Origin of the sequence: Plantactinospora sp. CA-290183 (assembly GCF_050936375.1) — a bacterium.
Classification (GTDB): Bacteria; Actinomycetota; Actinomycetes; order Mycobacteriales; family Micromonosporaceae; genus Plantactinospora.
The window spans coordinates 38,606-64,071 of the sequence record NZ_JBNJMX010000012.1 but is presented as its reverse complement, the minus strand read 5'-3'; the positions used below and the strand labels follow the sequence as shown (position 1 = coordinate 64,071).

At 69.6% G+C, this 25,466-nt stretch carries 27 protein-coding genes and 1 pseudogene; 14 read left to right on the top strand and 14 right to left on the bottom strand.

The window, feature by feature from the left end:
* Positions 1–383 precede the first annotated feature (383 nt).
* The 10 genes and pseudogenes from ACQEUR_RS18310 to ACQEUR_RS18265 all read right to left on the bottom strand — a co-directional run bounded on the left by ACQEUR_RS18310 (position 384) and on the right by ACQEUR_RS18265 (position 7,931).
* Positions 384–1,295, bottom strand: a complete 912-nt coding sequence (locus ACQEUR_RS18310; RefSeq protein ID WP_433032387.1) for a helix-turn-helix transcriptional regulator — start codon at positions 1,293–1,295, stop codon at positions 384–386.
* Positions 1,296–1,353: 58 nt separating this feature from the next.
* Entirely contained in the window at positions 1,354–1,527 is a 174-nt protein-coding gene (locus ACQEUR_RS18305; protein WP_433032384.1) for a hypothetical protein, read from the bottom strand.
* 45 nt (positions 1,528–1,572) lie between these two features.
* Positions 1,573–1,773, bottom strand: a complete 201-nt coding sequence (locus tag ACQEUR_RS18300) for a hypothetical protein (protein ID WP_433032381.1) — start codon at positions 1,771–1,773, stop codon at positions 1,573–1,575.
* A gap of 22 nt (positions 1,774–1,795) precedes the next feature.
* On the bottom strand, positions 1,796–2,026 hold the full coding sequence (locus tag ACQEUR_RS18295; protein WP_433032378.1) for a hypothetical protein: 231 nt from the start codon (positions 2,024–2,026) through the stop codon (positions 1,796–1,798).
* A gap of 831 nt (positions 2,027–2,857) precedes the next feature.
* Positions 2,858–3,451 carry an HNH endonuclease family protein gene (locus tag ACQEUR_RS18290; protein ID WP_433032482.1) on the bottom strand — a complete coding sequence of 198 codons (594 nt, stop codon included), beginning with the start codon at positions 3,449–3,451 and terminating at the stop codon, positions 2,858–2,860.
* A gap of 177 nt (positions 3,452–3,628) precedes the next feature.
* Positions 3,629–3,868: a hypothetical protein gene (locus ACQEUR_RS18285; protein WP_433032376.1), complete on the bottom strand. Its 240-nt coding sequence runs from the start codon at positions 3,866–3,868 to the stop codon at positions 3,629–3,631.
* Between the two features lie 1,184 nt (positions 3,869–5,052).
* A pseudogene (locus ACQEUR_RS18280) lies at positions 5,053–5,348 on the bottom strand (transposase); the annotation flags it as partial.
* 163 nt (positions 5,349–5,511) lie between these two features.
* Positions 5,512–6,516 (bottom strand): hypothetical protein, encoded by a 1,005-nt coding sequence (locus ACQEUR_RS18275; RefSeq protein WP_433032374.1) that lies wholly within the window; start codon positions 6,514–6,516, stop codon positions 5,512–5,514.
* Positions 6,517–6,841: 325 nt separating this feature from the next.
* Positions 6,842–7,303, bottom strand: coding sequence for a prepilin peptidase (locus ACQEUR_RS18270; RefSeq protein ID WP_433032371.1), 462 nt, complete (start codon positions 7,301–7,303; stop codon positions 6,842–6,844).
* A gap of 307 nt (positions 7,304–7,610) precedes the next feature.
* Positions 7,611–7,931: a winged helix-turn-helix transcriptional regulator gene (locus tag ACQEUR_RS18265; protein ID WP_433032368.1), complete on the bottom strand. Its 321-nt coding sequence runs from the start codon at positions 7,929–7,931 to the stop codon at positions 7,611–7,613.
* Between the two features lie 608 nt (positions 7,932–8,539).
* On the opposite strand from ACQEUR_RS18265, the gene ACQEUR_RS18260 reads away from it, so the two are divergent.
* From ACQEUR_RS18260 to ACQEUR_RS18195, 14 genes are all read left to right on the top strand, one after another.
* Complete coding sequence (locus ACQEUR_RS18260) at positions 8,540–8,743, top strand: hypothetical protein (protein ID WP_433032365.1); 204 nt, start codon at positions 8,540–8,542, stop codon at positions 8,741–8,743.
* A gap of 416 nt (positions 8,744–9,159) precedes the next feature.
* Positions 9,160–9,801: a hypothetical protein gene (locus ACQEUR_RS18255; protein ID WP_433032363.1), complete on the top strand. Its 642-nt coding sequence runs from the start codon at positions 9,160–9,162 to the stop codon at positions 9,799–9,801.
* Positions 9,795–10,652, top strand: coding sequence for a hypothetical protein (locus tag ACQEUR_RS18250; RefSeq protein WP_433032360.1), 858 nt, complete (start codon positions 9,795–9,797; stop codon positions 10,650–10,652). The genes ACQEUR_RS18255 and ACQEUR_RS18250 overlap by 7 nt, the downstream gene beginning before the upstream one ends.
* Before the next feature lie 107 nt (positions 10,653–10,759).
* Positions 10,760–11,353 (top strand): SAF domain-containing protein, encoded by a 594-nt coding sequence (locus tag ACQEUR_RS18245; protein WP_433032479.1) that lies wholly within the window; start codon positions 10,760–10,762, stop codon positions 11,351–11,353.
* A 6-nt stretch (positions 11,354–11,359) separates the two neighbouring features.
* Complete coding sequence (locus ACQEUR_RS18240) at positions 11,360–12,097, top strand: hypothetical protein (RefSeq protein ID WP_433032358.1); 738 nt, start codon at positions 11,360–11,362, stop codon at positions 12,095–12,097.
* Positions 12,098–12,105: 8 nt separating this feature from the next.
* The gene (locus tag ACQEUR_RS18235; RefSeq protein WP_433032476.1) at positions 12,106–13,434 is read left to right on the top strand and encodes a CpaF family protein; all 1,329 of its coding nucleotides are present in this window, start codon (positions 12,106–12,108) and stop codon (positions 13,432–13,434) included.
* Between the two features lie 2 nt (positions 13,435–13,436).
* On the top strand, positions 13,437–14,282 hold the full coding sequence (locus tag ACQEUR_RS18230) for a type II secretion system F family protein (protein ID WP_433032355.1): 846 nt from the start codon (positions 13,437–13,439) through the stop codon (positions 14,280–14,282).
* Positions 14,279–15,151 (top strand): type II secretion system F family protein, encoded by an 873-nt coding sequence (locus ACQEUR_RS18225; RefSeq protein WP_433032352.1) that lies wholly within the window; start codon positions 14,279–14,281, stop codon positions 15,149–15,151. Before ACQEUR_RS18230 ends, ACQEUR_RS18225 begins: the two co-directional genes overlap by 4 nt.
* A 30-nt stretch (positions 15,152–15,181) precedes the next feature.
* The gene (locus ACQEUR_RS18220; protein WP_433032349.1) at positions 15,182–15,382 is read left to right on the top strand and encodes a hypothetical protein; all 201 of its coding nucleotides are present in this window, start codon (positions 15,182–15,184) and stop codon (positions 15,380–15,382) included.
* 9 nt (positions 15,383–15,391) lie between these two features.
* A complete protein-coding gene (locus ACQEUR_RS18215; RefSeq protein ID WP_433032346.1) occupies positions 15,392–15,838 on the top strand; it encodes a TadE/TadG family type IV pilus assembly protein in 447 nt (148 codons plus the stop codon).
* A gap of 86 nt (positions 15,839–15,924) precedes the next feature.
* A complete protein-coding gene (locus ACQEUR_RS18210; protein WP_433032473.1) occupies positions 15,925–16,305 on the top strand; it encodes a hypothetical protein in 381 nt (126 codons plus the stop codon).
* Positions 16,302–16,742, top strand: coding sequence for a pilus assembly protein TadG-related protein (locus ACQEUR_RS18205; RefSeq protein WP_433032343.1), 441 nt, complete (start codon positions 16,302–16,304; stop codon positions 16,740–16,742). Before ACQEUR_RS18210 ends, ACQEUR_RS18205 begins: the two co-directional genes overlap by 4 nt.
* A 43-nt stretch (positions 16,743–16,785) precedes the next feature.
* Positions 16,786–19,965, top strand: a complete 3,180-nt coding sequence (locus ACQEUR_RS18200) for a BTAD domain-containing putative transcriptional regulator (protein WP_433032340.1) — start codon at positions 16,786–16,788, stop codon at positions 19,963–19,965.
* Between the two features lie 125 nt (positions 19,966–20,090).
* Positions 20,091–21,404: a hypothetical protein gene (locus ACQEUR_RS18195; RefSeq protein WP_433032337.1), complete on the top strand. Its 1,314-nt coding sequence runs from the start codon at positions 20,091–20,093 to the stop codon at positions 21,402–21,404.
* 45 nt (positions 21,405–21,449) lie between these two features.
* Here ACQEUR_RS18195 and ACQEUR_RS18190 read toward each other — a convergent pair whose 3' ends face one another.
* The 4 genes from ACQEUR_RS18190 to ACQEUR_RS18175 all read right to left on the bottom strand — a co-directional run bounded on the left by ACQEUR_RS18190 (position 21,450) and on the right by ACQEUR_RS18175 (position 25,423).
* Positions 21,450–21,731, bottom strand: coding sequence for a hypothetical protein (locus tag ACQEUR_RS18190; RefSeq protein WP_433032334.1), 282 nt, complete (start codon positions 21,729–21,731; stop codon positions 21,450–21,452).
* Positions 21,732–21,837: 106 nt separating this feature from the next.
* Complete coding sequence (locus tag ACQEUR_RS18185) at positions 21,838–22,698, bottom strand: tetratricopeptide repeat protein (protein ID WP_433032331.1); 861 nt, start codon at positions 22,696–22,698, stop codon at positions 21,838–21,840.
* A complete protein-coding gene (locus ACQEUR_RS18180; RefSeq protein ID WP_433032328.1) occupies positions 22,622–24,757 on the bottom strand; it encodes a tetratricopeptide repeat protein in 2,136 nt (711 codons plus the stop codon). Before ACQEUR_RS18180 ends, ACQEUR_RS18185 begins: the two co-directional genes overlap by 77 nt.
* Positions 24,758–24,949: 192 nt before the next feature.
* On the bottom strand, positions 24,950–25,423 hold the full coding sequence (locus ACQEUR_RS18175; protein ID WP_433032326.1) for a DUF4262 domain-containing protein: 474 nt from the start codon (positions 25,421–25,423) through the stop codon (positions 24,950–24,952).
* Positions 25,424–25,466 lie beyond the last annotated feature (43 nt).

Below are 25,466 nucleotides of genomic sequence, written 5' to 3'. Positions count from 1 at the left end.
GGCGGGCCGGGCGCGGCCGGTGTGTCGGCAGTGGTCCGGGCGGCGGCCAGGTCGGCCAGGGCGGATCCGTCGTCGCCGCGTGGCAGGAGGGCATCGGCCAGTGAGGAGCAGGAGGTCATCTCCGGCGATGAAGTCGGCGGCGAGGATGGCCGGCAGTGCGGTGCCGTAGCGGCCGGTACGGGGCTGTTCGATGGACGGGCTGTGCCCGGTGGTGCACGTCAGCGGCGGCGCTGTACTCGTACTGCCAGCCCTGTTCGGTGAAGTGTGCCTTCAGGTCGCGGTCCTCGGCGAAGTAGTGGCGGACCGTGCCGCCGACTGCCGTGGCGGCGACCCGGCTACCCCTGCGACTGCCATGGGGATTTCCGGTCAGGCATCGGCGGCGTCTAGAGGTTATCGAGTTGCCACGGTGTGGTGCCGTACCCGGTGTGGTCCTGGCACCAGCGCCGCAATCCGTAGGAGTCCTTGCGCAGCTCGGCGATCAAGGGGCCGGCGGCACGGACAGTCGAGTCGATCTGTCCGGTGACCTGTCCGAGCCCGGCGATGTCGAGAGTGCTCAGGTGCTGCACGATCAGGTCCTGGCCGGCGGTCAGGTAGGGCTTGGGGTCGCTGGTCAACTCGGCGGCCCACGACACCACCATCGCGATGACCGGTTCCGGCTCATCGCAGTCCGCGGTGACCAAGCCTTTCCAGTCGAGCTTGTCGGCCTTTCTGATACCCACGGCCCAGGTACCGAAGGGCGCGGACTGTGGGCGGGCGGACACCTCGTAGGGGCCGTAGCCCTCGCCGCCGTCGATGAGGACGGCTAGGGTACGCCGCCGGCCTGACCCGGGTCGGCTTTCCAGCCACCGGTCCACCGTCTGCGGTCGCCAGTACGGGCGTGCGTGACCCTTCTGGATCACAGTGCCGTCCTGGGGCGGCATCTGCTGTCGCCTGCGGTAGCCACGGATGGTGCCGGGAGAAACGCCGGCTCTCGTGGCGAGATCATCGGTGTGGTAGCGGCGGCTGATCGGCGGGTCCACGTCGCCGGCCAAGGCGTTGATATGGACACGCCAGGCGGTGGTCAGCTCGCCAGTGGTACCTGCGTGTCCCTCGACCATCCGGCAGTAGCGGTCGATGTACTCGCGCAGGCCGCGCTCGTGGCGCCGCACCGAGGTGATGGACGGGTCCAGCCAGCAGGCGAGGATGTCGTCCACGACGAGCGCGTGCCCGTCATTGGGGATGACCTGCTCACGATGGGCGTAGATCTCAGCCCAGATCAGGGGTTCGGCGGCCTCAGGGGTCCGCAGCTTGGCCACGGGTAGAAAATACAGCGCGGGCTGCATTCAGGGAAGCCGGCGTAGGCCGGCTCGCTGCTCACGGCCGAGACTCCCACGCGTCGCGGCCGTCCCATCGGCGGTGGATGGTCAGCCAGGCTGTTGAGCCGTCCCGGCGTTGCGCCGACTCGCTGGTGGCCCCGCAGGGGCAGCTGATCGTCAGGTGCCGGTCCGCCTCATCTGGTGGCAGGACGTGCGGATCGTCGATGTGCACGAGTTGAGGGTACGGCCGGCGACGGACATGGGGGAGGTCCAACGGTCACCGGTCGACGGCCATCTCCACGATCGCGACGTCGCAGCGGTCGCAGTAGAGCCGGTACCGGTTGTCAGGTTGGCTTTCGCCGACCAGCCCGCGGGTATGCCCTCGGTGGCCGCGCTCGTCGGCGAGCCGGTCGAGGCGCCGCCAGAACTCGTCACCACCGAAAACAGCTTGCGGAACGTGGACTGGTTCGCTGGTCATGGCTGCGTCCCATCGGCCGCAGTCACCTGGCGTCGATGACGGCGTCCCACGCCTCGACCGTTTCGATCGGGCACAGGCAGGGGTCGACGTACCAGCGGACGTCACGATCGCTGGTGTTCAGGTCCGCTGGCGGGTCGGGGAAGCGTTCGAGGATGTCTCGTTGCTGGCGCGGTCGCCGGGTTACGCGGACCAAGCCAGTCATCGGGGTGGCGCAGGTGATGCATCTGCCGCGTTGCAGGGTGATGGCGGTCATGATCCCGATGGTGGCTCGCGGCTGAGCCGGGTGACACCGGTTGGTGGTGTCGTGATCACGGAACGCTCGTTCAGGTGCCGCCTCCAGGCGTGTGGGCCGTTCGACCGTCGCGTCTCGACAGTTGGAACGACCGGCTGACCCGGGTCGGCCGGTTGCGCAGGGGAGCGCGACGGACAGCGGCTGTGCGCTCCTTCGTGCACGCCAATAGCGACAAGTCGGATATAGCCACCCCTCGGCCTAACTCGGCAAGATGAGCCAGTTTCCATTCGGCCGCTCGCGCGTTGGGGAGATCGATAGCGGGGCGGACCCGACCTGCCCCGAAACTTCTAGGCCGAAGGGAACCCGCAATCGAAAGAAGTGACGGCGCGGAGCCGTCCGACAAGGAACCTCCCTCTACACCGGCCAACCGGCCGGTGTCGGCATGGAGGGAGACGGCCGCAACGACAGCCACCGCGCTTGACCTGACCGCAGAGATCTTGCAGTCAGGTGGGCGCGATGGCCCTGCCCAAGCGGCCAGGACCATCGCTCACCTGCTACGGCTCGCCGCATTCCTCATCCCAGAGATCCGCGGCAAGCAGTAGCCGACCCCACGTCGGGGCCCCGCATCCAGCGGGGCCCCGACACGTTTTCGTCCCCGGCATGTTGCAACTTCCAAGTAGCTATTTTCGTGCGCAACTGTCTGTCGGGTCTATGGGTGACGGGTCGGGACTTGAGTCCCGGGTTCACTCACCGTGTGGGCGGGGGTACTCACAGACGAACAGGTGAGGTCTACTCATCTTCTGTCAGGCAGGCGACAGTTGCCAAGCGAACAGGCGCCCGCCCTCCCGATGCTCAGGACGAGCAGGTGTTGAGCATCCCCTGCAACGCGGACTTCTCCGCCGACTGCAACCGCAGACCCCAGTTGTACTTCGTGGCGACCCACATCTTGGCGTACGTGCAGCGGTAGGCGGTCCGGGACGGCATCCACGTGGACGGATCCTGGTCACCCTTGCTTTGGTTCACATCGTCGGTCACGGCGATGAGCTGAGGACCCGAAAGGTCGTTCGCAAAGGACTGCCGCCTCGCTGTCGTCCACGAGTTGGCGCCGGAACGCCACGCCTCGGCCAGCGGCACAATGTGGTCGATGTCGACGTCCGCCGGGTTGCTCCAGGTGGCGCCGTCATACGGGCTGTACCAGCTGCCGGAGGTCGGGTAGCAGGCACTGTCGACGCTCACGCCGCTGCCGTCGCGTCGCAGGACCGTCTCCCGGGTGTTGCAGGCGCCCGAAACGGTGGTCCAGTGCGGGAACAGGTCCCGGTTGTAGCCGCTGGTGGATCCTTCGGTGGCGACGGTCAGGGCGTTGAGGTTCGACTGCGCGGTCGCCTTGGACGGGATGCCGGGCGGCGCGGCGGCTGCGGGACCTGCGACGAGGACGGACGCGGCCATCGCCGCGGTCGCGGCGACGGTGGTGAGGGTGAGCCGGATACGGCGTCGACGATCGGACACGGGTGCTCCCGAGGCGTTGGGGGTACGGGAGCATCAACCTTGTGGACGGGTGTAACGGCACCGCAGCGGACGCGTAACGAAGCATCGACGGGCGTCGGAAGAGTGGGCGGTGCCCGCCTAGCCTCGACCGGACGGGGCCCACAAGTACAACCAAGGCCGGCCGCTGCCCGCGACCGACTCCAGCTCGTACACCCCGGCCGTGTCGACGTTGATCAGCTCGGAGCCGTACTCGTGCCACAGCCAGGTTTCATCCAGCCGCTCGGGCGGGAGCCCGTCGTCGTCCAGCGGCACGGCGACCCCGGGCCACGGCTGACTCGCGCTTATCGCGGCCGGCGGGCTGAGGGGCGGATGACTCATCCACCCCTCGACCCACCAACTACATTTAGAACGTGTGGCAGATAGTGCCCATGGCCGTGCGGCCACAATAGGTACCGGCGTTGCGATTCTCCCGCAACACAGCCATCCATTCGTTAGGTGTCAAATCTCTCGTCGCAGATGACAGGACGGGTCCACTCGAACCAGCGAGAAGCTGGAGGGTTACCCTCTCGTAGTTGTAGGGGTATCCGTTCTGGAAGAATGCCGCAGCGGTCCTTGACGTGAAGTTATAGGAGACGCATATCGTCCCGTTGGAGAGGTCTCTACAACTCTCGACGTAGTCATCGGCCTGAGCGGCGGATGCGGGCACGAGCAGTGCGCCGAGACCTACGGTCAGGGCGATTCCGGCGTCCCGGATTCGGCGCATCAAAGGGTGCCGGCTGGATCGTTGCTCAGTCAGTGCTTGCATGGGTAGGAACCTTTCGATAAGAATGCGGAAAACGTCGCCGCGGCCCGCGCGCCTTGTGAGGGCGAACTGGAAGCTCGGACCAGCCCGCCTATCTGCACCTCCTCGTCCTGGGCGACCCGTCCCGACGCGATGGCGGCCATGATTTGCGAGGTCCCAGCGTTGCTGAATGGCATTGGCGGGAGACCGACTGGGATGTCTCGCTATCGCTTGCCATCGACAATCTCAGAAGTGCCGGGGGGCGTCGTTGACGCACAACGCCTGACCATTGACGACTAGCGACACGGCGTCCTGAGACCGGACACCTCCTGGCTTGGCATCCTGCCAAGGAGGAGGAAACGCGTTGGCTCGACAGGGTAAGTGGCACGGTGAGGGAGCGGCCGTCGACCGGCCCGCCGACGGCGGGGATCTTCTACCTGCTCCCACACGCGATCATCAGACGCGCCGGACCGGGTCGTGCCTGTTTGCCGGAATCAGGTCGTGCGGTTGGCTACTGGGGGAAGGCATGTATTCGAACGTGCGGTATTCCCCGGGCCCCTCGCTAGAGCCGCCAGCCGGGCCCGCGGTGAGCGGGCCCGACCAGCGTCGAGATCAATGTTCGAGCACCCAGGTGATGATGGCGCGAACGACGCCGGCGATGGCGCCGCGGACGGCGGCGAGGGTGAGCTTCTCGCGCACGGTAGGATGCCTGGACCGAAGGGGCCCTGGCCAGCGGTTGAACGCTGTTTGCCCTGTTCAATCCGCGTATGAAACTGTAACCGCGTTTCAACTGCTTGTTGCCGCCCTTGGGTGGGTGTTCGCCGCGGATCGAGCTGCCGGAGCGTCGGGTGACGGGGGCGAGGCCGGCGTAGGCGGCCAGGTGCCCGGAGCTGGCAAAGGCGGAGGCGTCGCCGACTTCGAGCAGGATCCGGGGCGCCGGTCCTGACCCCGATGCCGGGCATCGAGGTCAGGACCTGTGCGCATCAACATCCTCTCGACCTCGCTGGCGACCTGGTCGCGTGGGCGCGACACGTCGCGCAGGGAGTCGGCGAGTCGGGGCAGGATCGTCTCGGCGGCCAGGTCCGCTGCTGTGGGCTGCCGTCATCGGGTGGGACTGAGGGTCAGCAACGCCAGATTGGCCGGTCTGGTCGTGGTCCCGGGGGCCGATGCCAGGCGGGGTCACTCCTCGCGACCAGCCACGGAGCCGGCGGCTGCTTGGCCATTCTGGAGTCGGAGCTGGCTAGGTGGTTCGTTTGCTGGGCAGGTGAGTGCCGAGGTAGCCGATGACGAGGCGTCCGCTGCCTGCGGTGTCGTCGAGGAAGTGCAGGCGGGGGGCGGGGTGTTGGCCTGTGCCGATGCGGATGTGGGCGTACATGGCGGCCTGCCCGGCAGGGTTGACGTCTAGTGGGGTGGGGAAGACGCGTGCGCTGGCGAACTTGTCGAATTCGGTGACGCTGCGGCTTTCTCCGAGTGCGATCGACGCGGCCGAGAGGTGCACGCCGGGGCCGCCGTGGCGGGTGAACGCGATGGGGTCGCTGAGGTCGCCGCCGGGTTGACGCTCGCCTCGTCGGACTGCGGCTTTCGCCTCGGTGTAGGCGGCGAGGGTGGCCAGGGCGCTGACGGTACGTCGTCGCCAGGCCGGCGCCTTGGGGTGGTCATCGAGGCGGGCGGCGTGTGCGGGGTCGAGGGTGAAGGCGAGCAGGGGATAGGTAGCGGCGGCCTGATCGACGATCTCGGCGAAGGTTGCCGGTGTCAGGTACTCCTCGGGCTCTGGGTCGGCTGCATCGGGTTCCAACTCGCATAGCCGTCCCAGTGCCCGGCCGAGGCGGCGGATGGCCGTGTCGCGTTCCTCCTCGGCCGCGTCGACCAGTTGGCCGTACAGGTCCCGGTCGGCGCGGACGTGAACCAACTCGCCGGTCAGGCGGGTGAGCTCATTGCGCAGCCGATCCAGTTCGTCGGCCGGCGGCCCCGGCGCAGCCTGTCGCTGGGTGCTCTGCACGGCTGCCGCCTCCAGGGTTTGACATCGATCTCGTTCGATCCTGAGGAAGGTCCGGAGTTCGTTTGCTTGTGCTTCCAGCTTGGTTACCTCATTCGAGGCGCGGCAGGCGATGCGTCGCTGCTCTTCGGCGCAGGTTTCGGCCTGCCGCGTCTGGGATAGGGCCGCCTCGACGGTCTGCGTGGCGACTCGAAGGAAGAGGCGGACCCCTTCGTCGTCGGTGTCGATGAAATTCAGCAACAGGTTCATGGCCTGGAGAGGATCCATGGTCCTGGCCCTACGTAGGGCGTTCATATCTCCCATGACGCCTCCTTCATACCTGTGGGTGGCGCATAGACAGGATGGCATTTGGCCGGCCATTGTCGTAACCGGCTCGGCCTTGGTTGTGGATTGGTTGGGCTTCGCGTGGCGCGCTGGGTCCCTGGAAGCGGCGGTGCCGCGTGATCCGTACGGCTACGTCGTCGAGTAGGGGTGTGAGACGGGCGCTCGGCGTCCCGGTGGTGGACGGCGGGCGCCGTGACGTAGCCGCGTTGGCGTACGTCGGCTGGCGGCCACTCACCGTCCCGGTGAGGTGTCATGGTGCGAGGAGGAACCGGGTCAGTAGGGCGCCGCCGACGAGGTACGGTCCAAACGCGAGCCGACCGGGCCCGCGACTGTGGCGCTCGCTCAGATGTAGGAGGGCTTGAGGCACGGCCAGGACGTACGGCAACATCGCTCCGAGCAACACGGCGGGCCAACCGATCGTGCCTAGGCCCAGACCGAGTAGGCCCGCGAGGCGAACGTCGCCCATTCCGATGCCGCCGCGGCTTGTGAGGGAGAGCAAGCCATAGCCGCTGGCGACAGCCGCGCCGGCGATCAGCGCGTCGAGTACCAGTCGGGGATCGTCGGTCACGCAGGCCGCTGTGCTCAGGAGGGTCAGCACCACCACGGCAGTCCTGGCGATCAGTGGCGTGGGTAGCCGTCGGACGAGGACGTCGATGGCGGCCAACATCACCCCGACGCCGCTCAGCACGAGCCAAGCGGCAAGCATCAGCATGTCGCGCACGGTCCCTGGCGGTGGCCGCCACGCCAGCGCGGCGGACGTCACCGCGAGCAGGCAGCTGAACAACGTCCACGGGGGGCCACCCCTTGCGCCGTGGCCACGACGACCGCCCAGGGTGAACCGACCCGGCATCCCTCGACGGATCGGCGGGTCATAGAGATGCCGACGGACCAGTGGCGCGGATGCCTCGGGGACGGCCCAGCGGTGCACCACCCGGGGCGCCAGAGCGCCGGCGGCGGCGCCGAGCACCGCGCACGCCACGATCTGAGTTGCCAGGAGCCGATTCATGGGGCCGGGGCAGTCATCCCGGCGTGGTGGGGGCGTTGCGGTGGGCCGCGTCCCACTGGTCCAGGTCATGGATGAAGGCCCCCAGCAGCGGTAGCAGCTGTCGGCCCGCCGAGCTCAGCTGGTAGCGGCCCCGATCTTTCGCACGGCCCACGAGTTGTTCCACCTGGAGGCGTTGGAGCGCTTCGTGCAACGATTTCGGGCTCGGTCTCGGTTGGATCGTCTGCAGAAGGTCCGTGAACCGCATCGGCTCACTCTCCAAGGCCGTCAAGATCTCTAGAGTCCACCGATAACCGCAGATTCTGAATGCGATATAGGCGGTTGAGAAATCCCGCACCCGCCTCCCCCTCCCCAAGCTTGGCTGTGCGGCGAGTGTACGACCGTGCAGCGGTTGCGCCTAGATGACACCACTTGACGCGCTCGCTGCGGTGTCGAATACCGTGAATGGTGAATCGGCGGCCGGCTCCCTGCATCGCCACCCACGCCGGTCGCAGACGGGGGTGCCGTTAACGCCTGACGAGTCCGATGCCGCATCCGTGTCGAAGATCCGGCCTCGTCGGGTCAAGTAGTGGCAACGCATGTCAACTAGTCCCACGCAGCGACGCTGCATAGCGTGAGGTGGAGACAGCCGGTAGATGTGGCTTGAGTCGGCCTTTCGTTGGTCTCGTGGGAATGCCCGCGTAGGCCGTTGCTGTCCGAAAGCTGGAACTCAAGCCGGAGAGGAGGGACATCGCCATGCGAAGCCGAAACTCATTGTTCGCCGTTGTGGTTGCGGTCTTGGTGGCCGTGGCGGGGGTCGTTGTAGCCGCCACGGGAACGTCGGCTCGGGCCGCTGCGTGTAGGGCCTCGCCCTACTCGGCGACGTTGGCGGAGAGTATCGACAGTGATTCCATGTCGCCGGTCTGGCGCACCACGAGTCAGTGCAGCGATATTCAGATCCTAGGGATGAGCTGGCCCCAGTCGGACCGGTCGTACATCGCATGCGTCATCTTCATCGACAGAACAAACGCCTGCAACTACTGGTCGACGGTGAACGCCGGCCGGTGGACGAACCTCGCAACCAGCGTGCGGGACGGAACCCGCTTCCGCGTCTTGGCGGTATGGGACACCAGGCAGTACTACCGGGCCATGGGGCGCATGGAGTTCTAGCCAACCGCTCCTTGCGGCAACCATAGGGATCGGCGCGGCAATGGGCGGACGACTCAGGTAATCGCGCCGTCGATCCAAGCCGCGACGGCTGGCCGTGATCAGTAGTGGACAAAGGTAGGTGTGACGGTGGAGGGCGCCCCTTCAGTCGAGGCGGCGTCCGCTGCTGCCCGCCGCGCCTCGTCGACAGCGTCTCGTGTTTCTCGCAGGTAATCCGGCAGAACTCTACCGATCCTCATCGACTCGGGACTTCCGGCGCCCGACCGTTCGTTTTGGGTAGATGCATCCGCATCCGGCGGCTCCGGGACGGGCCCGGAAGTTGGTGACTACCGATAGGTGATCACGTTGCGGTAATCGCGGGGGTCGGGTGTAGGAGTGAATATAGGACCGGGAATGCGTAACTTCACGGAGGTGTCTCGATGGTCTGGATCGTGCGGGGGCGGCGTCAAGCCGCCGGGAGTGTGAGCTTCGAGGTCTCGGCGGCCATGCCGGGCCAGCAACGCGAGGCCGTCAGGCTGCGGCCATGGCATCGACCGCTCGTTCTCATGGTGGCGTCGTTACTGCTCGCCGCCGCCGGGTGTGGAAGCGACGACGGCCGCTCCGCGCCGGACCCGACGCTGTCGGTGTCCGCACCAGTGCCGGACGCGCGTGCGATGGCGGAGGAACAGGCGCTGCAGGCATACCGGGGGATGTGGCAGGCGTATGCGACAGCAGGATTGGCCGCGAACGCCGATGAGCCTGACCTGCCTCGGTACGCGAGCGGGCAAGCGCTGACGACGTTGCGGCAGGGATTGGCCGCCCTCAGACGTGATGGGGAGGTCATCAAGGGCGAGTACGGCTCCAGCCCCAGGGTCGCCGATGCCTCTCCGGCAGATCAACCCGCCACCGTGCGGATCCGCGACTGCCTGGATGGCAGCAACTTCCTGACCTACAAGGCGACTGGCGAACTGGCCGACGACGAACCGGGCGGGCGCCGGTCGACCGAAGCCACGGTGGCCGGCACCGGAGCCGAGGGCTGGAAGGTCATCAGATTCGCCATCCAAGAGGTGGGCACATGCTGACCAAGAGGGGCACGCGGGTCGCCCTCGGCCTGCTGATCGCCCTCATCGGGGTGGGCCTTGCCGGGGCCCCAGCACTGGCTGGGGACGGCTGGGGCCGCGTCGACTGTGACGCTACGCCGCACGCCTCGGGCTGCCAGGTGGGCGTGGGAACTCCAGGTACGCCGGTAGATGCCGACGGTGCCGGGCAGGAGACGACCGGTTCCGGATCGGGACGTGCCGGCGGTGACGCGCCGTGCCGGTATGAGCGGTTGACCGAGCAGGCGCCATCACCGCCGGGTGCGGGTCAGGGTGCCTGGTACCAGCGAGTCTGTCTGCAGGACAACGGGGTGTCGACGAGCCCGGCGGTGTGGCTGGAGCAAGGGCAGGCCGGCGCGGAGGCGTTGGCACGCGAGGCGGTGTCCCGGCTGCGCCTGCCCTCGCCGGTGATCCGCCGCAACCCGGCCTCGGCGGCGGTGTTGGTGCAGGTGCCGGTGTGGCTGTGGGTCGATCCGGCCGCGTGGGGGCCGCGTCGGGCGACGGCATCGGTGCCAGGGCTGTCGGTGACCGCGACCGCGACGCCGACCCGGGTGGTGTGGAGTCCTGGGGACGGTTCGGCCGGCGTGGTGTGTCAGGGCCGGGGGACGCCGTGGCGGCCGGGTATGGATCCGGGGGCGGCGTCGTCGTGCGGTCACACCTACCGGATGAGTTCGGCCGGCGCTCCGGGGCACGTGTTCCGGTTGCGGGCCACCGTGACCTGGGCGGTGTCGTGGTCTGGCGGTGGGCGCAGCGGCACGGTGGCGCCGTTGACGACGACCTCATCGGTGTTGGTGCCGGTGGCGCAGTCCCAGGCGATCGTCGCGGGGCAGCGATGAGCGTCGACCTGTCTGGTCGGCGAACGGTGGCCACGGCGGCGCGCCAGGCGGGGCCGGCGGGCGGCGCCGGGCGGGCGCTGCGGCCGGGGCAGCGTAACGGCCGGCGGGTGGTGGCCGGGGCGTTGCTGGTGCTGCTGACCGTGGTGACGTTCTGGCAGGTCGACCTGCGTCGGCACCGGGCCTCGTCGTTTTTGACGGTCATCCGGCCGGTAGCGGCCGGACAGGTGATCGGCGACGCCGATGTCGAGGTGGTGCGGGTGGCGAACGCCTCTGGGTTGGCGTTGGTGCCAGCTGACCAGCGGGGACGGGTGATCGGCGCGAGGGCGGCGGTGCCGTTGGCGGCGGGCACCTTGTTGACGGCCGGGCAGGTGGGGCCGCTGGCGTGGCCGCCGGCTGGGCAGGCGGTGATCGCCGTGCCGGTCGCGCCGGGTCGGGCCCCGAGCGGGTTGGCGGCGGGGGCCCGGGTGCTGGTGCTGGTGGTGCCGCAGGTGGGCCAGCCGGCGCCGCAACCGCAGGCGAGCGGGACCCAGGCCGGGTCGTCCGGGGTGCGGCGGGGTGTGGCAAGCGTGGTGTCTGCGCAAGCGGGTGGCGATCAGGCCGGCGATCAGGTGGTGACGCTACTACTGGCCGCTGACGTGGCGGAGGCGGTCGCCGCCGCGGCGGGGGATGTGTCGCTGGTGCAGCTCGGTCCGGAGGGGTGAACGGCGATGTTGGTTGCGTGTGTGTCGGCTTCCGGTGCTCCGGGGGTGTCCACGGTCGCGGTGGGGCTGGCGGCGGGCTGGCCGTGGCCGGGTGCGGTGTTGGTGGAGGCGGATGCCTCCGGTGGGGTGATCGCTGCCCGGTTCGGCCTGTCGCAGCAGCCGGGGTTGGCGTCATTGGCGGCGGCGGCGCGTCACGGTGGGGTGTCCGGGACGGTGGCCGAGCATGTGCAGCGGTTGCCGGTCGAGGTTGATGCGGTGGTGGCACCGGGGTCGGCGGAGGTCACCGGCGGGTCGGTCGCTCTGCTGAGCCGGCATCTGGACACGGCGCTTCGTCACGTCGCCGCCGTGGTCGTCGCCGACGTCGGCAGGTTGTATCCGGGGAGCCCGGCCACGGAGCTGGTCGCCTCGGCGGACGTCGTGGTTGTCGTGGTGACGCCGGAGACGGAGTACCTGGATCATCTCGATGCCCGCCTGGCCGGGCTGCGGGATCTGACCGACGGTGGCCGGCTCGGGTTGGTGCTGTCCGGCAAGGGTCTGTACTCGGCGACGGAGATCGTGGCGCGCCTGGCCGTGCCGGTATGGGCGGAGCTGCCGCACGACCCGCGCGGCGCCGGAGTGTTGGGCGGGCGTTTCATTGGGCGGACCTGGCAGCGGACCGCGCTGGTGCGGGCGTTGCGGGACTTGGCCGCCACGTTGCATCAACGCGCGCCGCGCCGCCCCGACACCGAGGCGGTGCCCCGGTGACCGCCCCAATCGCCCCCACCGCGCGGGCTGCATCGACGCGCGCGGCGCCGGGAGGTGCCGCCGCTCCACCGGAGGTTGTCGCCCGGCTTCGTTCGCGCGTCAGCGACCGGCTGAGCGTGGCCGGCGCGGGTCTGTCGGTGGCCGAGCGGGACGCGGTGATCGCCGGCTACATCGCCGAGGAGTTGGCCCTGCATGCGCAGGCGGACATCGCCGCCGGTCGGGCACCGTTGACGCCGCAGGTCGAGGCGGCGGTCGCCCGCACGTTGCGGGACAGCTTCACCGGCCTGGGCGCGCTGCAGCGCCTGGTCGACGACCCGTACATCGAGGACATCTTCGTCAACGGTTGCGACAACGTGTTCGTCCGCTTGACCGACGGCCGGGTGCGGCGGGTCGCGCCGGTGGCCGCCTCCGATGAGGATCTGATCGAGCTGGTTCGGGTCGCCGCGGCCCGCAGCGGCCAGGAGGAGCGCCGTTTCGATCGAGGTTCGCCGGGGCTGTCGCTGCGGTTGCCGGGAGGGCAGCGGCTCTTCGCGGTGATGGCGGTGGCCAAGCGGCCGAGTCTGTCGATCCGCCGCAACGTGTTGCGCAAGGTCACCCTGGATGACCTGGTTCAGCGGGGCGAACTCACCTTCGGGCTGCGGGATCTGATCTCGGCGATGGTCCGCGCCCGCCAGAATCTGATCATCTCCGGGGGCACCGGGGCGGGCAAGACCACCCTGTTACGGGCCGCCGCCGCGGCGATGAGCCCGATGGAGCGCATCGTCACCGTCGAGGACGCCTACGAACTCGGTCTGGACGAGGACGTCGAGGCGCACCCGAACACCACCGCGCTGCAGCAGCGGGAGCCGAATCTGGAGGGCGTCGGCGGGATCGACATGGCCACGATGGTGCGGTGGGGGCTGCGGATGCGCCCTGACCGGGTCATCGTCGGGGAGTCGCGGGGCGCCGAGGCGGTGCCGATGCTGATGGCGATGTCGCAGGGCAACGACGGCTCCATGTGCACCCTGCACGCCAGTTCCTCCAAACAGGCCCTGACCCGGCTGGCGACCTACGTGATGCAGGCCCCGGAGCGGTACCCGTTCGACGCGGCGAACATGCTGATCGGCCAGGCCGTCGACTTCGTCATCCACCTGTCCACCGCCAGTGACGGAACCCGGGTGGTGTCTTCCATCCGGCAGGTCCTGGAAACCGACGGCACCCAGGTACCCAGCAACGAGATCTACCGACCGCGCCCGGACGGGCGCGCCACGGCGGCGGCGCCGATGCGCGCCGACACCCTCGACCTGCTCATCGCCGCCGGCCTGGACCCGACCCTGCTGGACAAGGACCGGTGGTAGCCGTGGTCGCGATCCTGCTGGGGATGGGCTGCGCCGCCGGCCTGGTCATGATCATCGACGGTGCTCGCCACCGCCCACCCGGTCCACCCCGTGGTGCCCGGCTGCGTCGGGCGTGGACGTCTGTCGACCGCGTCCGTGCCCTGGTGGCCGTCGGCGCGGGCTTCGCCGCCGCGGTGGCGACCCGCTGGCCGGTCGCGGCCCTGCTGACCGCCGCCGCAGTGTGGACCCTGCCCGGGGTGTTGGGACCGGACCGGGAACACCACCGCACCCTGGCCCGCATCGAGGCCATCGCGACCTGGGCGGAGCTGCTGCGCGACACCCTGTCCTCCGCCGCCGGGCTGGAGCAGGCGATCACCGCCACCGCCACGGTCACCCCGCAACCGATCCGCGTCCCCGTTCAACAGCTCGCCGACGCCGTCCGCTCCGGTGTGCGGCTGCCTGACGCGCTGAACAGGTTCGCCGACGAGCTGGCCGACCCGACAGCGGACCTGGTGGTCCGGGCGCTGCGGCAGGCCGCCGGCCACCACGGCGGTCAGCTCACCGAACGCCTCACCAGCCTGGCCGCGACCGCCCGCGAGCAGGCGCAGATCCGGATGCGGGTCACGACCGCGCGCGCCACGACCCGCACGGCGGCACGCGTCATCACCGGCACCTGCGTGGCCATGATCACCGGTCTCGTCGTGCTCAACCGCGGCTTCCTCGCCCCGTACATGAGCCTCACCGGACAACTGGTCCTGCTGCTGCTCGGTGGGCTGTTCGCCGGCGGATTCTGGTGGCTGACCCGCGCCTCCCGCATCCCGCAACCACCCCGCGTGCTCGCCAACACCGCCGAGCGGACACCGGCATGAACATCCTGGTCCTGATCGCGGGTGTCGTGGCCGGCACCGGGGTGTGCCTGGCCGCCACCGGCCTGTTCCCCGCCCGCCCGCCGCTGGCGCAGGTACTCGAGCGCCTCCACCGCCCGCCCACCAAGCCGGCTGACGCGATGCCGTGGCGCACCCGCATCCTGTCGACCCCGCTACGGGCGCTCGGCCTGCCCCGGGCCCGGATGCGGGCGGACCTGACGGTGCTGGAGCGTCCCGCCGCCGTGTACCTGGCCGACCAGAGCCTGGCCATCCTGGCCGGGCTGCTGCTCCCACCGCTCGTCATCGCGCTACTCGCCGCGGGCGGCACCAGCTTCGCCGTCGAGGTACCGCTGTGGGCGTCCCTGGCTGGGGCGGCCGGCGGGTGGTGGCTGGCCGAAACGACCATGCACGCCGAGGCGCAACGCCGCCGCGACGAACTGCGCTACGCCCTCTCAGCCGTGCTCGACCTCGTCGTCATCTCCCTGGCCGGCGGCGCCGGCCTGGAACAGGCCCTCGACGACGCCTGCGCCGACACCAACGGCTGGGCCGCGAACCGGCTGCACCGCGCCGTGGCCACCGCCCGCCTCCTACGCATCCCCCCGTGGCAGTCCCTGGACCAGCTAGGCCAGGAAACCGGCGTCAGCGAACTGCGCGAACTCGCCGCGACGATGAGCCTCGCCGGCGCCGAAGGCGCCCGCATCCGCACCTCCCTCGGCATCCGCGCCGCGACCCTTCGCGCCCACCAGGCCCACGCCCTGGAAGCGAAAGCCAACAGCGCCACCGAGCGGATGTCGATGCCCGTGATGCTCCTCGCGATCGCCTACATGCTCTTCCTCATCTACCCCGCCGTCGCCGCCGTCGACGCCCTGTAACCCATGCGACCCGCACGAGGAGTGTGCGCCGTGCCCAGAGTGCTAACCCTGCTGACCCTGGCCAGACTCACCCTGACCGACCGGATGCGCCGCCTGCGCGACTCCGGAGACCGAGGATCCGAGACAACGGAGAAGGTGCTGTGGATCGCCCTGCTGGCCGTTCTCGTCGCCGGCGTCTACGCCATCTTCCAAAGCAAGATCATCTCCAAGATCAGCAGCATCGACCTGTAGCCGACGGCCATGACCTACCGGACCAGACGACACCGCACCGGAGACGACCGGGGATCGGCCACCACCGAGGTGGTCCTCTACGCCCCGCTGCTGATGCTGTTCATCCTGCTCGGGGTGCAGTTCGCGATGTGGGGCGTTGCCCAACTCGCGGTGCAGCACGCCGCCAACCACGCCCTGCAGACAACCCGGGTCTCCGGCGGCACCTCGGCGGCCGGTCATACCGACGCCAACACCGTGTTGGAGCAGGTCGCGGGCAACCTGGTCAACGACCGGCAGGTGATGGTGACCCGGACGCCAGACACGGCCACCGTCCAGATAAGCGGAACCGCCCTACAGGTGGTGCCGTTTCTGAGCTTCGGGGTGGACGCGGCGGTGAGCGCGCCGGTCGAACGGTTCCGCCCCGACACCGACACCCTCCTGCCGTCACAGCGACTGCCGACAGGAATGACGCGATGACCGGCTCACCGCAATCATCGAACCCGGCCCGTCGCGGCGGGCGGACAGCCTCGCTGAACGGCGACGCCGGCTCGGTGAGCACCGAAATGGTGCTGGCCTACGTGCCGCTGATGATCCTGGCCGCGCTCGCCATCGTGGCGTGCCTGCGGCTGGTCACCGCCGACAGCGACGTCCACTCCGCCGCCGCGGCGGCGGCCCGGCAGGCATCGCTGACCCGAACACCGGCCGCCGCCGCCGTCAGCGGACGCGACGGCGCCGCGGCGACCCTGCGGGGACGCGGGATCACCTGTCAATCCCACACTGTCACCGTGGACACCGCGGCGATGGCCCCCGGTGGCCAGGTCGCCGCGACCGTGGAATGCGTGGTGAGCCTTCGGGACCTGATCGGACTGGGCCTGCCCGGCTCGCTGGCGATCACCGCCACCGCCCGCCAACCGGTCGACACTTACATCGGCTCCACGTCATGACTCGGCTGCTGCGACACCTCGCACGGCTGCGTCGCGACGAGCGCGGCCAGATCACGCCGTGGACCGTCGTCGGTGTCCTCATCGTGCTCGTCCTCGCCGGGCTCGTGCTCGACCTGGGCGTGGGCATGTCCGAGAAGGTCCGGCTCCTGGACCTCGCCCAGGGCGCCGCGCGAGCCGGCGCCCGCGAGATCGACCTCGCCACGTACCGGACCCGCGGAGTGCTCCAACTCGAACCGGCCCGCGCCGCCGCCGCGGCGCGCGTGTTCCTCAGCCAAGCCGGCGTGCCTGGTCAGGCCAGCGCGTCGAGCACCACGGTCACGGTGAGCATCAGCGTGACCCGGCCCACGCAGCTGCTGCACCTGGTCGGCGTCACGGCTCTGCCGGTGTCGGTGACCGCCACCGCCACTCCGTTGACCGGTGTCACCGCACCCACCTGACCACCGAAAAGACAGTTCTCTTCCCACTCGCGGGAGTCGCCCAGTGATCGCCTTCCTCACCTCCGCAGCCCGCCGTCTGGCCGGCCTCGCGGTGCTGATGTCGTTGACCGCCGGGGTCCCCTACGCGCTGGTGCGCCACATCGGCTGGCCCCTGCCACACCACCTGCCCACCTGGCAGCAGATCGGCGGCGCACTGGCCTCACCGCTGACCGACGAGATGCTCGGCAACGCCCTGGTCTGCCTGCTGTGGCTGGCCTGGGCCGCGTTCGTCTGGTCGCTGGCCGCGGAAATCGTCGAAGTCCTCGCCGGCATCCGGCTGCCGCAGCCCAAGGCGATCGCCCCCGCCCGCGGTCTCGCCGCGCTCCTGGTCGCCGCCGTCACCGGCGGTGTGCTGGCCACCGCCGCCCAAGCCTCGCCACCGCTGGGCACACCCGCCGCCGCTATCGGACACGGCCCGGCCGCGACCGCCGCCCTGCACCCCGACAACCACCGCCACCCGTCGGCGTCCGTTCAACCAGCACCTGCCAACGCCACGACGGTGAGCCTGCAATCGCAGGTGTCCCCGCAGCTGACCGACAGCCGGGCAGCCGACCAGAGCGTCGCGGGCGGCCGGCAGGTGACGGGTCAGGTGACCCTGGTCGCCTCCGGTCAGAGCTACACCTGCGTGGTCAAGCGCGGGGACACCCTCTCCGAGATCGCCCAGGAGTGGCTCGGCGACGCCAACCGCTGGCCGGAGATCTGGGCCTTGAACCGCGGCACCCACTTCGACACCGTCGGCGGCACCTTCACCAGCCCTCACCTGATCTACCCCGGCTGGCGGCTGGAGCTGCCCGACGACGCCACCCCACCGGCCCGCGCCCGACCAGCCACCCCACCGGCCCCATCCAAACCGTCGCCGCAACCGCAGGCACAGCCGCCGGCGACAGCACAACCGGAAGTCCCTGCACCGGCCGCCCCTGCCCAACCGCAGCCGACACCGGCGGGAACGACGACCGTGACTCCGAGCCCGAGCGGCAGCGCGGCATCACCGCCCGCGACAGATGACGGCGTCAGCGACCCTGTCCCACCAGCGCTGCCGCCCGCATCTCCCAGCTCAGCGTCGGCCACGCCGACCGGATCGCCTACCCCCAGCGCATCACCGCACCAGCGGGAGCAGCCGACGCCGGCACCGAGCACGCCGGGGGTGGCCCTCGACGGCGGTAGCTGGCTCGACGCGGGACTCGTCGCGGCGCTGCTGGCCGCCGTCGCCCTGGTCTGGGCACACCGCCGCCGCCGCTACATCCCACGCCCACCCAAGCCGCACCTACGCCTGGACGACCCCACCGTCGAGCCGATGCCCGACGTGGTCACCCGCATCCGGCGTGCCCTGCGCCGTCCCGCCCATACGACGCCCACCATCAGCCACCCGGTCGGCCAAGTCGACACAGGCCCGGACGAGGAAGAGCACGACCCCGACGACCAGCCAGCGCAGGACAATGACGCCCTCGGACCGGTGACGCCGGCGCTGTCCAACCCGCTGATCCAGGTGTGGCCACCGGCCGGGTTGGGCCTGTCCGGACCCGGCGCGGAGGCCGCCGCCCGCGGCTTCCTCACCGCGGCGCTCGCCGCCGGCGGCCTGGACGAGCCCGACGCCCGCAGCCACGTCGTCATCCCCTCCGGCACCCTGGCCACCCTGCTCGGCGCCGCTGCCGTCACCGTGCCCGACACCCCACGCCTCACCGTCACCGGCGGGCTCACCGACGCCCTCGCGCTGCTGGAAGAACACACGCTGCACCGCAGCCGAGCGTGTTTCGAGGGCGAAGCCGACACCGTCTCGGCGCTGCGTGAAGCAGATCCCATGGCCGAACCCCTGCCACCGATGCTGCTGATCACCGACACCACCGCCGCCCACGAACGCGCCCGCATCGCCGCACTGCTCACCCAAGGCCAGCGCCTGGACATCCACGGCATCCTGCTCGGCGCCTGGCCAGACGGTGACACCGTCGTCGTCGCCGAGGACGGCACCACCAGCCCCGCCGACGGCGGCGCCCGCCGGCACGGCGCCCACCCCGCCGACATCGGCCGGCTCAGCGTCATTGACCCCACCGAAGCCGCCAGTCTGCTGCGGATCCTCGCCGAATCCCACAACGGCGAACCACAACCACCGGCACCCGCCGAACAGCCACCCTCAGCCAGAAACGAGCCCACCGACACCACCAGCCCGCAAGACGACCAGAGCAGGACCCCCAACGACGAAAAGACCCCACCTGCGTCGACACCGGCCCCAGCCGAACCGGATCCCACACCCGCCCCCGCATCCCGCGCCACCACCGGCCGTCTGCCCGTAACCGATGACGTCAGCAGCGGCAGCGCCAGCCCGTCAACCACCGACGACGGCAGCAGCATCACCAGCGATCACAACCGCCAACAACCAGCGGAAGCGGCGGACATCGCCGACGCTGCGGCTGGGGGCACACCCGGACACGTCGAGGTGCAGCTGCTCGGTCAGCCGCGCATCATCGACCTCGATCCCACCGAGCCCCTACGCGGCAAGGCGCTGGAACTCCTCGTCTACCTGGCCGCGCGCGGCGGCACCGCCAGCCAGGAGGCGATCCTGGAGGACCTTCTACCCGAGGCGAGCACCAGCAGAGCGCCACACCGGCTGCACACCTACGTCTACAACCTGCGCCGCGTCCTCAAACGCACCGGTGGCCCCGCCACCTACCTGTCCCACCCGGACCGGCGATACATCCTGCACCGCGACACGGTCAGCGTCGATCTCTGGCGTATGAGCGACGCCCTCGCCGAGGCGAACACCGCGACCACCGGCGTCGAGCGCGTCACCGCCCTGCGCCGCGCCGTACAGGCCTACCAGGGCCCACTCGCCGACGGCAAGGGCTACGAATGGATCGAGCCGTACCGGGAGGCCGTCGGCCGGCAGGCCGTCGACGCCGCACTCGCCCTGGCCAACGCCCTGACCGACGCCCCCGACGAGGCACTCGCCGTACTCACCACCGCGATCAGCCACAGCCCGTACGTGGAGACCCTCTACCAAGCCGCGATGCGCGTCCACGCCACACTCGACGACCCCGCCGCGATCCGCGACCTGCAACGCCAACTCGCCCGCCACCTCGACGAGATAGACACCGAGGTCAGCGACGAAACCGCCAGCCTCGCCCAGGCACTCATCACCCGGACGCAGCGCAGCCGGCGGGTCAGCGGCGAAGGCAGAACGTCACCATGACCGACACCCATCCCAGGCTGCCAGCGAACACCGCGATGCCATGGCAGCCGACCCGGCCCTCAGCGGACAGCCGCGCACCCAGGCCGCGAACCCACCCGCGCCCTGCCACAACCAGCATCACCGCGATGACCGCCGAGCACCTCGACGCGCAACTGCTTCGGGCAGTCAAGCACACCGCTCGCATGCGCCTGCTCTTCTACGCCACCGTGCTCCTCGTCGCCCTGACCGGACAGGTCATCGGCGCCGTACAGACCCTCCACACGCCCCCCATCGTCGCCATTCCCGCCGTCAGCGCCCTGGAACTCGGCGGCGTCGTCGTGATGGCCAACGCCGACGTGCGCCGCCGCCTCGGCGAACGGGCCCTCGGATCCCGGCTGCTGTCCGCCGCCATTGCCGCCTGGGCCGTCGCGTTCAACTGGCTGGTGCACCCCGACCACCTCCTCGGCGGGATCTTCGCCGGCATGTCCGCCCTCGGCTACCTGGTATGGCTGATGCACGTGGAAAACCAACGCCGGGACCGGCTCCGCGCCCGCGGCGCCCTTCCGCCGACCACTCCCGCCTACGAACTGGTCGGCCACTGGCTGTGCCACCCACTACTCACCCGCCGAGCCCGGGCGCTGGCCAAGGCCGACCCAGGGCTCGGGCTGTACGACTCGTTGGCCGCCGCCCACAGTCAGCTACACCGCGAACGCCGCGACGCCGCCATCGCCGAGATCCTCCACAGCAAGATCAAAGCCGCCGTCGACCCCACCACCGCCACCATCGCCGTGCACGTCTACGACCTCAACGAAATCGCCACCCGGCTAGCCAACTCCGCCGACTACGACGCCCTGACCAACCTCGTCGCCGCCGACCTCGCCCCAGCGCGCATCCTCGCCGGTTCCGCCCACGCCCGGCCCGGGGGACTCCGGAACAGACTCCGGCGGCAGAAACAAGCCTCACCACCGCCGATGCGCAGCCGAGAGAAGCCGAACGCCACCGACAACCCGACGAGGCCGGACGAGCCACCGGCTCGCTCCCAACCCGTACCGCCCCCCGACGCGACGCCTACCCGCACCACTGACCCACCGAGCGCACTGCCTCCGCCGACAGCCAAACGACCAGAGCATGGGCATGTTGGTACGGCCGTGCCGCAAAACGCAGCCCAGGCAGCGGACGCTCGCCCGGCTCACATGCCAGACGCGAGCATCGGCAGGTCGAAAGCCGAGCGGCCTACTACGTCGCCGACGCCCAGCAGCTCCGGAAAGGTGCCGAACTCCGGGGAAAAGCTCGGCGACGCGCGACCGTCGGGGACGACCGCCGCCGCTGTCGCGTACTGGCTACAGGTGGATCCTCACATGAACCGCGACGAGATCGCCGCCAAGATCGGCAAAAGTCGGCGCACGGTGAGCCGGTACATACCGCCAGGCCCCCGACAGCCAGGCGAGACGCGGCCGTAGCCCTGAAACCGGTGGCCCGCCACCGCCAACCCCCAACAGAGCGGCTTAACAACCAGCCCAGCCACTGACCTCTACCGCCGTGCCGGTTGCAGGTCCCCCCGTCAGATACCGGCGGTTGACGCCGAAGACACCGACATCCTTATGCAGGCCTGTCGTTGATACCTCGATGCGTTGCCGGTTGGTCGTCACGATATCCGCTCTGGCGACGGGCACCATCACGACGACACCAGCGAATGCCGCTACCCACCAGTGAAGGTCAAAGGCAGGCCCGGCGACCACGAGGCCGAGGTAGACCAGTAAGTAGGCGAGGCGTACTCGTCTGGCCATGTGCCCAGCTTAGGAACGGCCGGTCACAAGCGAAGCTCAAGCACCTTCCTTGGCACGACGCAGCTCATCCAGCAGACTCCAGATCGACGCGGCGGTATTCGCCAGGCTACGGCTGCTTCGTCGGCCGCGGATCGTCCGTTGCGATGCGCTGGGCGAGCAGGTCAATTGCTCGTCGGGTACTGACCGTCGTGAGGTGGTTCGGGCCAAGCGCCTCGATCTGGGCGGCCAACACCGACCGGAGTTCGTCAGCCGCTTCGCCGTAGCGACCCTGCTCCGACAGCACGCTGGCCAGGTTGTGGCGAGTGTTCAGGGTGTCCGGGTGGTCGGGACCCAGCACTTCGATCCGGGCGGCCAACACCGACCGGTACTCGTCGGCCGCCTCGCCGCGACGACCCTGGTTCCAGTACACAGTGGCTAGGCTATAGCGAGTGCGCAGTGTGTTCGGGTGGTTGGGGCCGAGCGCCTCCATGAGATCGACCAACACCGACTGGTACTCGTCGGCTGCCTCGCCGTAGCTACCCCGATCCAACAACAGAGTGGCTAGGTTGTGGCGAGTGTTGAGGGTGTCCGGGTGGTCGGGGCCCAGCACCTCGATCCGGGTGGCCAACGCCAATCGGAGTTCGTCGGCCGCCTCGCCGCGACGACCCTGCTTCCATAGCACTATGGCTAGGTTTTCGCGAGTAATCAGGGTGTTCGGGTGGCTTGGGCCAAGCGCCTCGATCTGGGCGGCCAACACCGACTGGTACTCGTCGGCTGCCTCGCCGTAGCTACCCCGCTTCAACAACAGAATGGCTAGGTTGTGGCGAGTGTTGAGGGTGTCCGGGTGGTCGGGGCCCAGCACCTCGATCCGGGAGGCCAATACCGACCGGAACTCGTCGGCCGCCTCGCCGTCACGACCCTGCTCTGAGAGGATGCCGGCCAGGCTTTGACGAGTGAGCAGTGTGTGCGGGTGGTTGGCGCCCAGCACCTCGACGAGTACCGGCCAACACCGACCGGTACTCGTCGGCTGCCTCGCCGTAGCTACCCCGATCCAACAACACAGTGGCCAGGGCGTGGCGCGAGCTCAATGTGTCCTGGTGGTCGGGGCCCAGCACCTCAATCCGGGAGGCCAGTACCGACCGGAATTCGTCGGCCGCCTCGCCGTCACGACCCTGCTTGTACAGGATATCGGCCAGGTTGTAGCGAGTGTGCAGGGTGTCGGGGTGGTCGGGACCCGGGACCTTGATCTGGGCGGCCAAGACCGACCGGAGTTCGTCGGCCGCCTCCCCGTAGCGCCCCTGCTCCAACAGCACAGTGGCCAGGTTGTGGCGGATGTGCAGGGTGTCCGGTTGGTTGGGATCGACGGTGTTGTGGTCAACATAGGCGCGGAGCAGGGTAACGGTTGTGGCGGCCAGCAGATGTCGCTCTGCGTGCTCTGGGATGATGCGGCGCAGGTCCCGCAGCTGTATGGCGGTCAGGGCTTTCCCGTTCTTAGCCAGGCTCGCGGCCAGGACGTGATCCAGGGACAAGGCGGCGGCTGTGGTGGCCGTGATCGCCGCCGTAGTCATCGGGTATGGATCGGCGGCGAGGATCGCGGCCAAAGCATCGTTGGCCTGGGGGCTGTGGCTCATCGCGCGGCCGATCGACGTGATCAGATGGCGGGCGCGGTTGTCGTCGGTGGAGGTGGCCGCCGCCAGAGCGGAGGCCAGGGTGGGACTGTTCGCCACCGTGTATGCCGCGTGCTGCTCTATCAGGACGGCGGGCAGGTGTGGGGCCAGCCAGTCCGGGACCCGTTGCGGGTATGTGCCTCGAAGCCAGTCCGCGACTCGGCGGCGGGTATCCGCCGTGCCTGGGCCGGCCAGCGCGGGTAGGCAGGCCAGCAGCCGCAGCGCCATAGGTTCGTCCACGGCACCCACCAGCGCCGCCAGCAGCAGCGCCTCATGCAGGGTCGCGCCCGGCACATTGTCTAGGCCCGCCTGTCGAAGGCTGGACCGCCAGCGCGCCCGTTCGAGGGCGAACAGGTCAGCGACCACGCTGTCGAGGTCGACCGCGCCGTGGTGTCGCGCCGCGAACGCGAACGCCGCGGCGGCGTGCACCAACAGAACCGGAGGGGGTGGATCCTGCGGGGTCAGCGTCGCCGGCGGGAGCAAGGTCCCCTCCGGGGTGAAGTACCGCAGCGCCTGGTCGAAGACCTGCTGCTGGTTGCGAGCATCACCCACGATCGACGGAACAGCGAGCTGCGCCCGGTATGGCAGGCCGGTCACGGCGTGCGCGGGCAGGCCGGCCCGCACCGTGGGCCACCACTGCGAGGTCCGGGCGACCAGGACCACCCGCACGATGCCCGCACCGGACTTGCCCAGGGCGGATAACAGTGCGGGCACATCGTCTCGGGTGTCGGCGTCGTCGACGAGCAGCACAGCAGGGACGGCCAACCCGGCCGCAGCCACCACCGCCGCTTCGCCGCAGCCGGGCCGCACCCAGCCGCACCGCGCCGGTACCTGCTCGGCGAACTCGACCAGCAGCCGGGTCTTACCGCACCCCGCAGGCCCCTCGACATACACCACCCGCTCGGTGATGTTTCCCCGGTCGTCGGCCCACCGCAGCAGCTCACGTAGCAGTGACTGGTGTTGAACGCTGTACCGGACGATCCGATGCTCAGGCAGCAGCAGCCCGAGCACGCTCTCCTCGCCAGGAGCCGTAGCGGTTGGGTCGGCCAGGCCGTCCCTGAGGGCCGCCGCCCATGCGTCCTCCCGCGCCCGACGATCGGCGCGCCGTTGCCACTGGACCGAGCCCGCCAAGCCTGCGGCCCCGGACAGCGCGCCCAGCCCCGCCGCCACCAGCCACGGAACAAAGTTGGCCACAGCAGCCATCACACCCGCGGCCACCAGCAGCGCCGCCCCGGCTAACCCCACCGCCGGGCCGGCGCCCCGCGATCGGCCTTGTCCCTGCGGTCGATCAGCCACCTCGACTCGCCTTCCGCTGTTGGTCGTTCCATCGTGGTGACACGCCGCGATCACCGGCACCGGATGATCGGCTATCAGTTGCATCGTGCCGCGTCTGGCCATTTGCACGTGCCGCAGGCCCTGTCGGCCGAATCTCGTTGCCGCGACGAGTACCTGATCAGCGTCAATCTTAGTCAGAGCAGTCAACGCTGGAGGTATCAGTTATCGCCGGGACGTCGGGAGGCTCGGCGCAAGCCGAGCCTCCCCACGCTCGATTGTGCTTGCACACAGGTGTGACTACGGCTTGCCGATCAGCGGCTGGCGCTCCTGGTCGTACCCGTACCCGAGATCCCAGGGGAACCTGCCCTGCGGGTCGGGCCAGACCACCTGTTGCAGTTTCACCTGGTCGGCGCCGTACCGGGCATTCGCCGCGCGCGGGATGATGATCGAGGTGGCCTCGCCGTCGACGATGATGGCGTCGTAGCCGGCGATGAGGTCGGTGATCCGCGTGCCGTGGGTGAATCGTTCATTGCGGTCCCAGACCCGCGTGGCCAGGTCGTTGAGAAGCACGTGCGAGGGTGGTGCGTCGAGGGCCGTGATCACGAGTTCGGGAAATTCGTGGGCGGTGAGTCCGACGGTGTAGGCGAACGGGGCGGTCGGTGCGGTGTCGCCTGGGTGGGGAAAGACATATGTCAGCGCAAATATCACCGCCCAGCCGAGGCGGTCGATGTTCTGATCCTGGTGGCGCATGAAATCGTCTGTGCCGGCCATGGTGCTGGCGCCTCCTTGATGGATGCTGCGAGAGGTTGTTGTG

What these genes read in the sequence shown, in the direction of transcription:
- ACQEUR_RS18300 (WP_433032381.1), bottom strand. Translation starts at nt 1,773, where the DNA reads ATGACCAGCGAACCAGTCCACGTTCCGCAAGCTGTTTTCGGTGGTGAC.
- ACQEUR_RS18295 (WP_433032378.1), bottom strand. Translation starts at nt 2,026, where the DNA reads ATGACCGCCATCACCCTGCAACGCGGCAGATGCATCACCTGCGCCACC.
- ACQEUR_RS18290 (WP_433032482.1), bottom strand. Translation starts at nt 3,451, where the DNA reads ATGGCCGCGTCCGTCCTCGTCGCAGGTCCCGCAGCCGCCGCGCCGCCC.
- ACQEUR_RS18285 (WP_433032376.1), bottom strand. Translation starts at nt 3,868, where the DNA reads ATGAGTCATCCGCCCCTCAGCCCGCCGGCCGCGATAAGCGCGAGTCAG.
- ACQEUR_RS18275 (WP_433032374.1), bottom strand. Translation starts at nt 6,516, where the DNA reads ATGAACCTGTTGCTGAATTTCATCGACACCGACGACGAAGGGGTCCGC.
- ACQEUR_RS18270 (WP_433032371.1), bottom strand. Translation starts at nt 7,303, where the DNA reads ATGCTGATGCTTGCCGCTTGGCTCGTGCTGAGCGGCGTCGGGGTGATG.
- ACQEUR_RS18260 (WP_433032365.1), top strand. Translation starts at nt 8,540, where the DNA reads ATGAGCTGGCCCCAGTCGGACCGGTCGTACATCGCATGCGTCATCTTC.
- ACQEUR_RS18255 (WP_433032363.1), top strand. Translation starts at nt 9,160, where the DNA reads ATGGTCTGGATCGTGCGGGGGCGGCGTCAAGCCGCCGGGAGTGTGAGC.
- ACQEUR_RS18250 (WP_433032360.1), top strand. Translation starts at nt 9,795, where the DNA reads ATGCTGACCAAGAGGGGCACGCGGGTCGCCCTCGGCCTGCTGATCGCC.
- ACQEUR_RS18240 (WP_433032358.1), top strand. Translation starts at nt 11,360, where the DNA reads ATGTTGGTTGCGTGTGTGTCGGCTTCCGGTGCTCCGGGGGTGTCCACG.
- ACQEUR_RS18225 (WP_433032352.1), top strand. Translation starts at nt 14,279, where the DNA reads ATGAACATCCTGGTCCTGATCGCGGGTGTCGTGGCCGGCACCGGGGTG.
- ACQEUR_RS18215 (WP_433032346.1), top strand. Translation starts at nt 15,392, where the DNA reads ATGACCTACCGGACCAGACGACACCGCACCGGAGACGACCGGGGATCG.
- ACQEUR_RS18210 (WP_433032473.1), top strand. Translation starts at nt 15,925, where the DNA reads ATGGTGCTGGCCTACGTGCCGCTGATGATCCTGGCCGCGCTCGCCATC.
- ACQEUR_RS18205 (WP_433032343.1), top strand. Translation starts at nt 16,302, where the DNA reads ATGACTCGGCTGCTGCGACACCTCGCACGGCTGCGTCGCGACGAGCGC.
- ACQEUR_RS18195 (WP_433032337.1), top strand. Translation starts at nt 20,091, where the DNA reads ATGACCGCCGAGCACCTCGACGCGCAACTGCTTCGGGCAGTCAAGCAC.
- ACQEUR_RS18190 (WP_433032334.1), bottom strand. Translation starts at nt 21,731, where the DNA reads ATGGCCAGACGAGTACGCCTCGCCTACTTACTGGTCTACCTCGGCCTC.
- ACQEUR_RS18180 (WP_433032328.1), bottom strand. Translation starts at nt 24,757, where the DNA reads ATGCAACTGATAGCCGATCATCCGGTGCCGGTGATCGCGGCGTGTCAC.
- ACQEUR_RS18175 (WP_433032326.1), bottom strand. Translation starts at nt 25,423, where the DNA reads ATGGCCGGCACAGACGATTTCATGCGCCACCAGGATCAGAACATCGAC.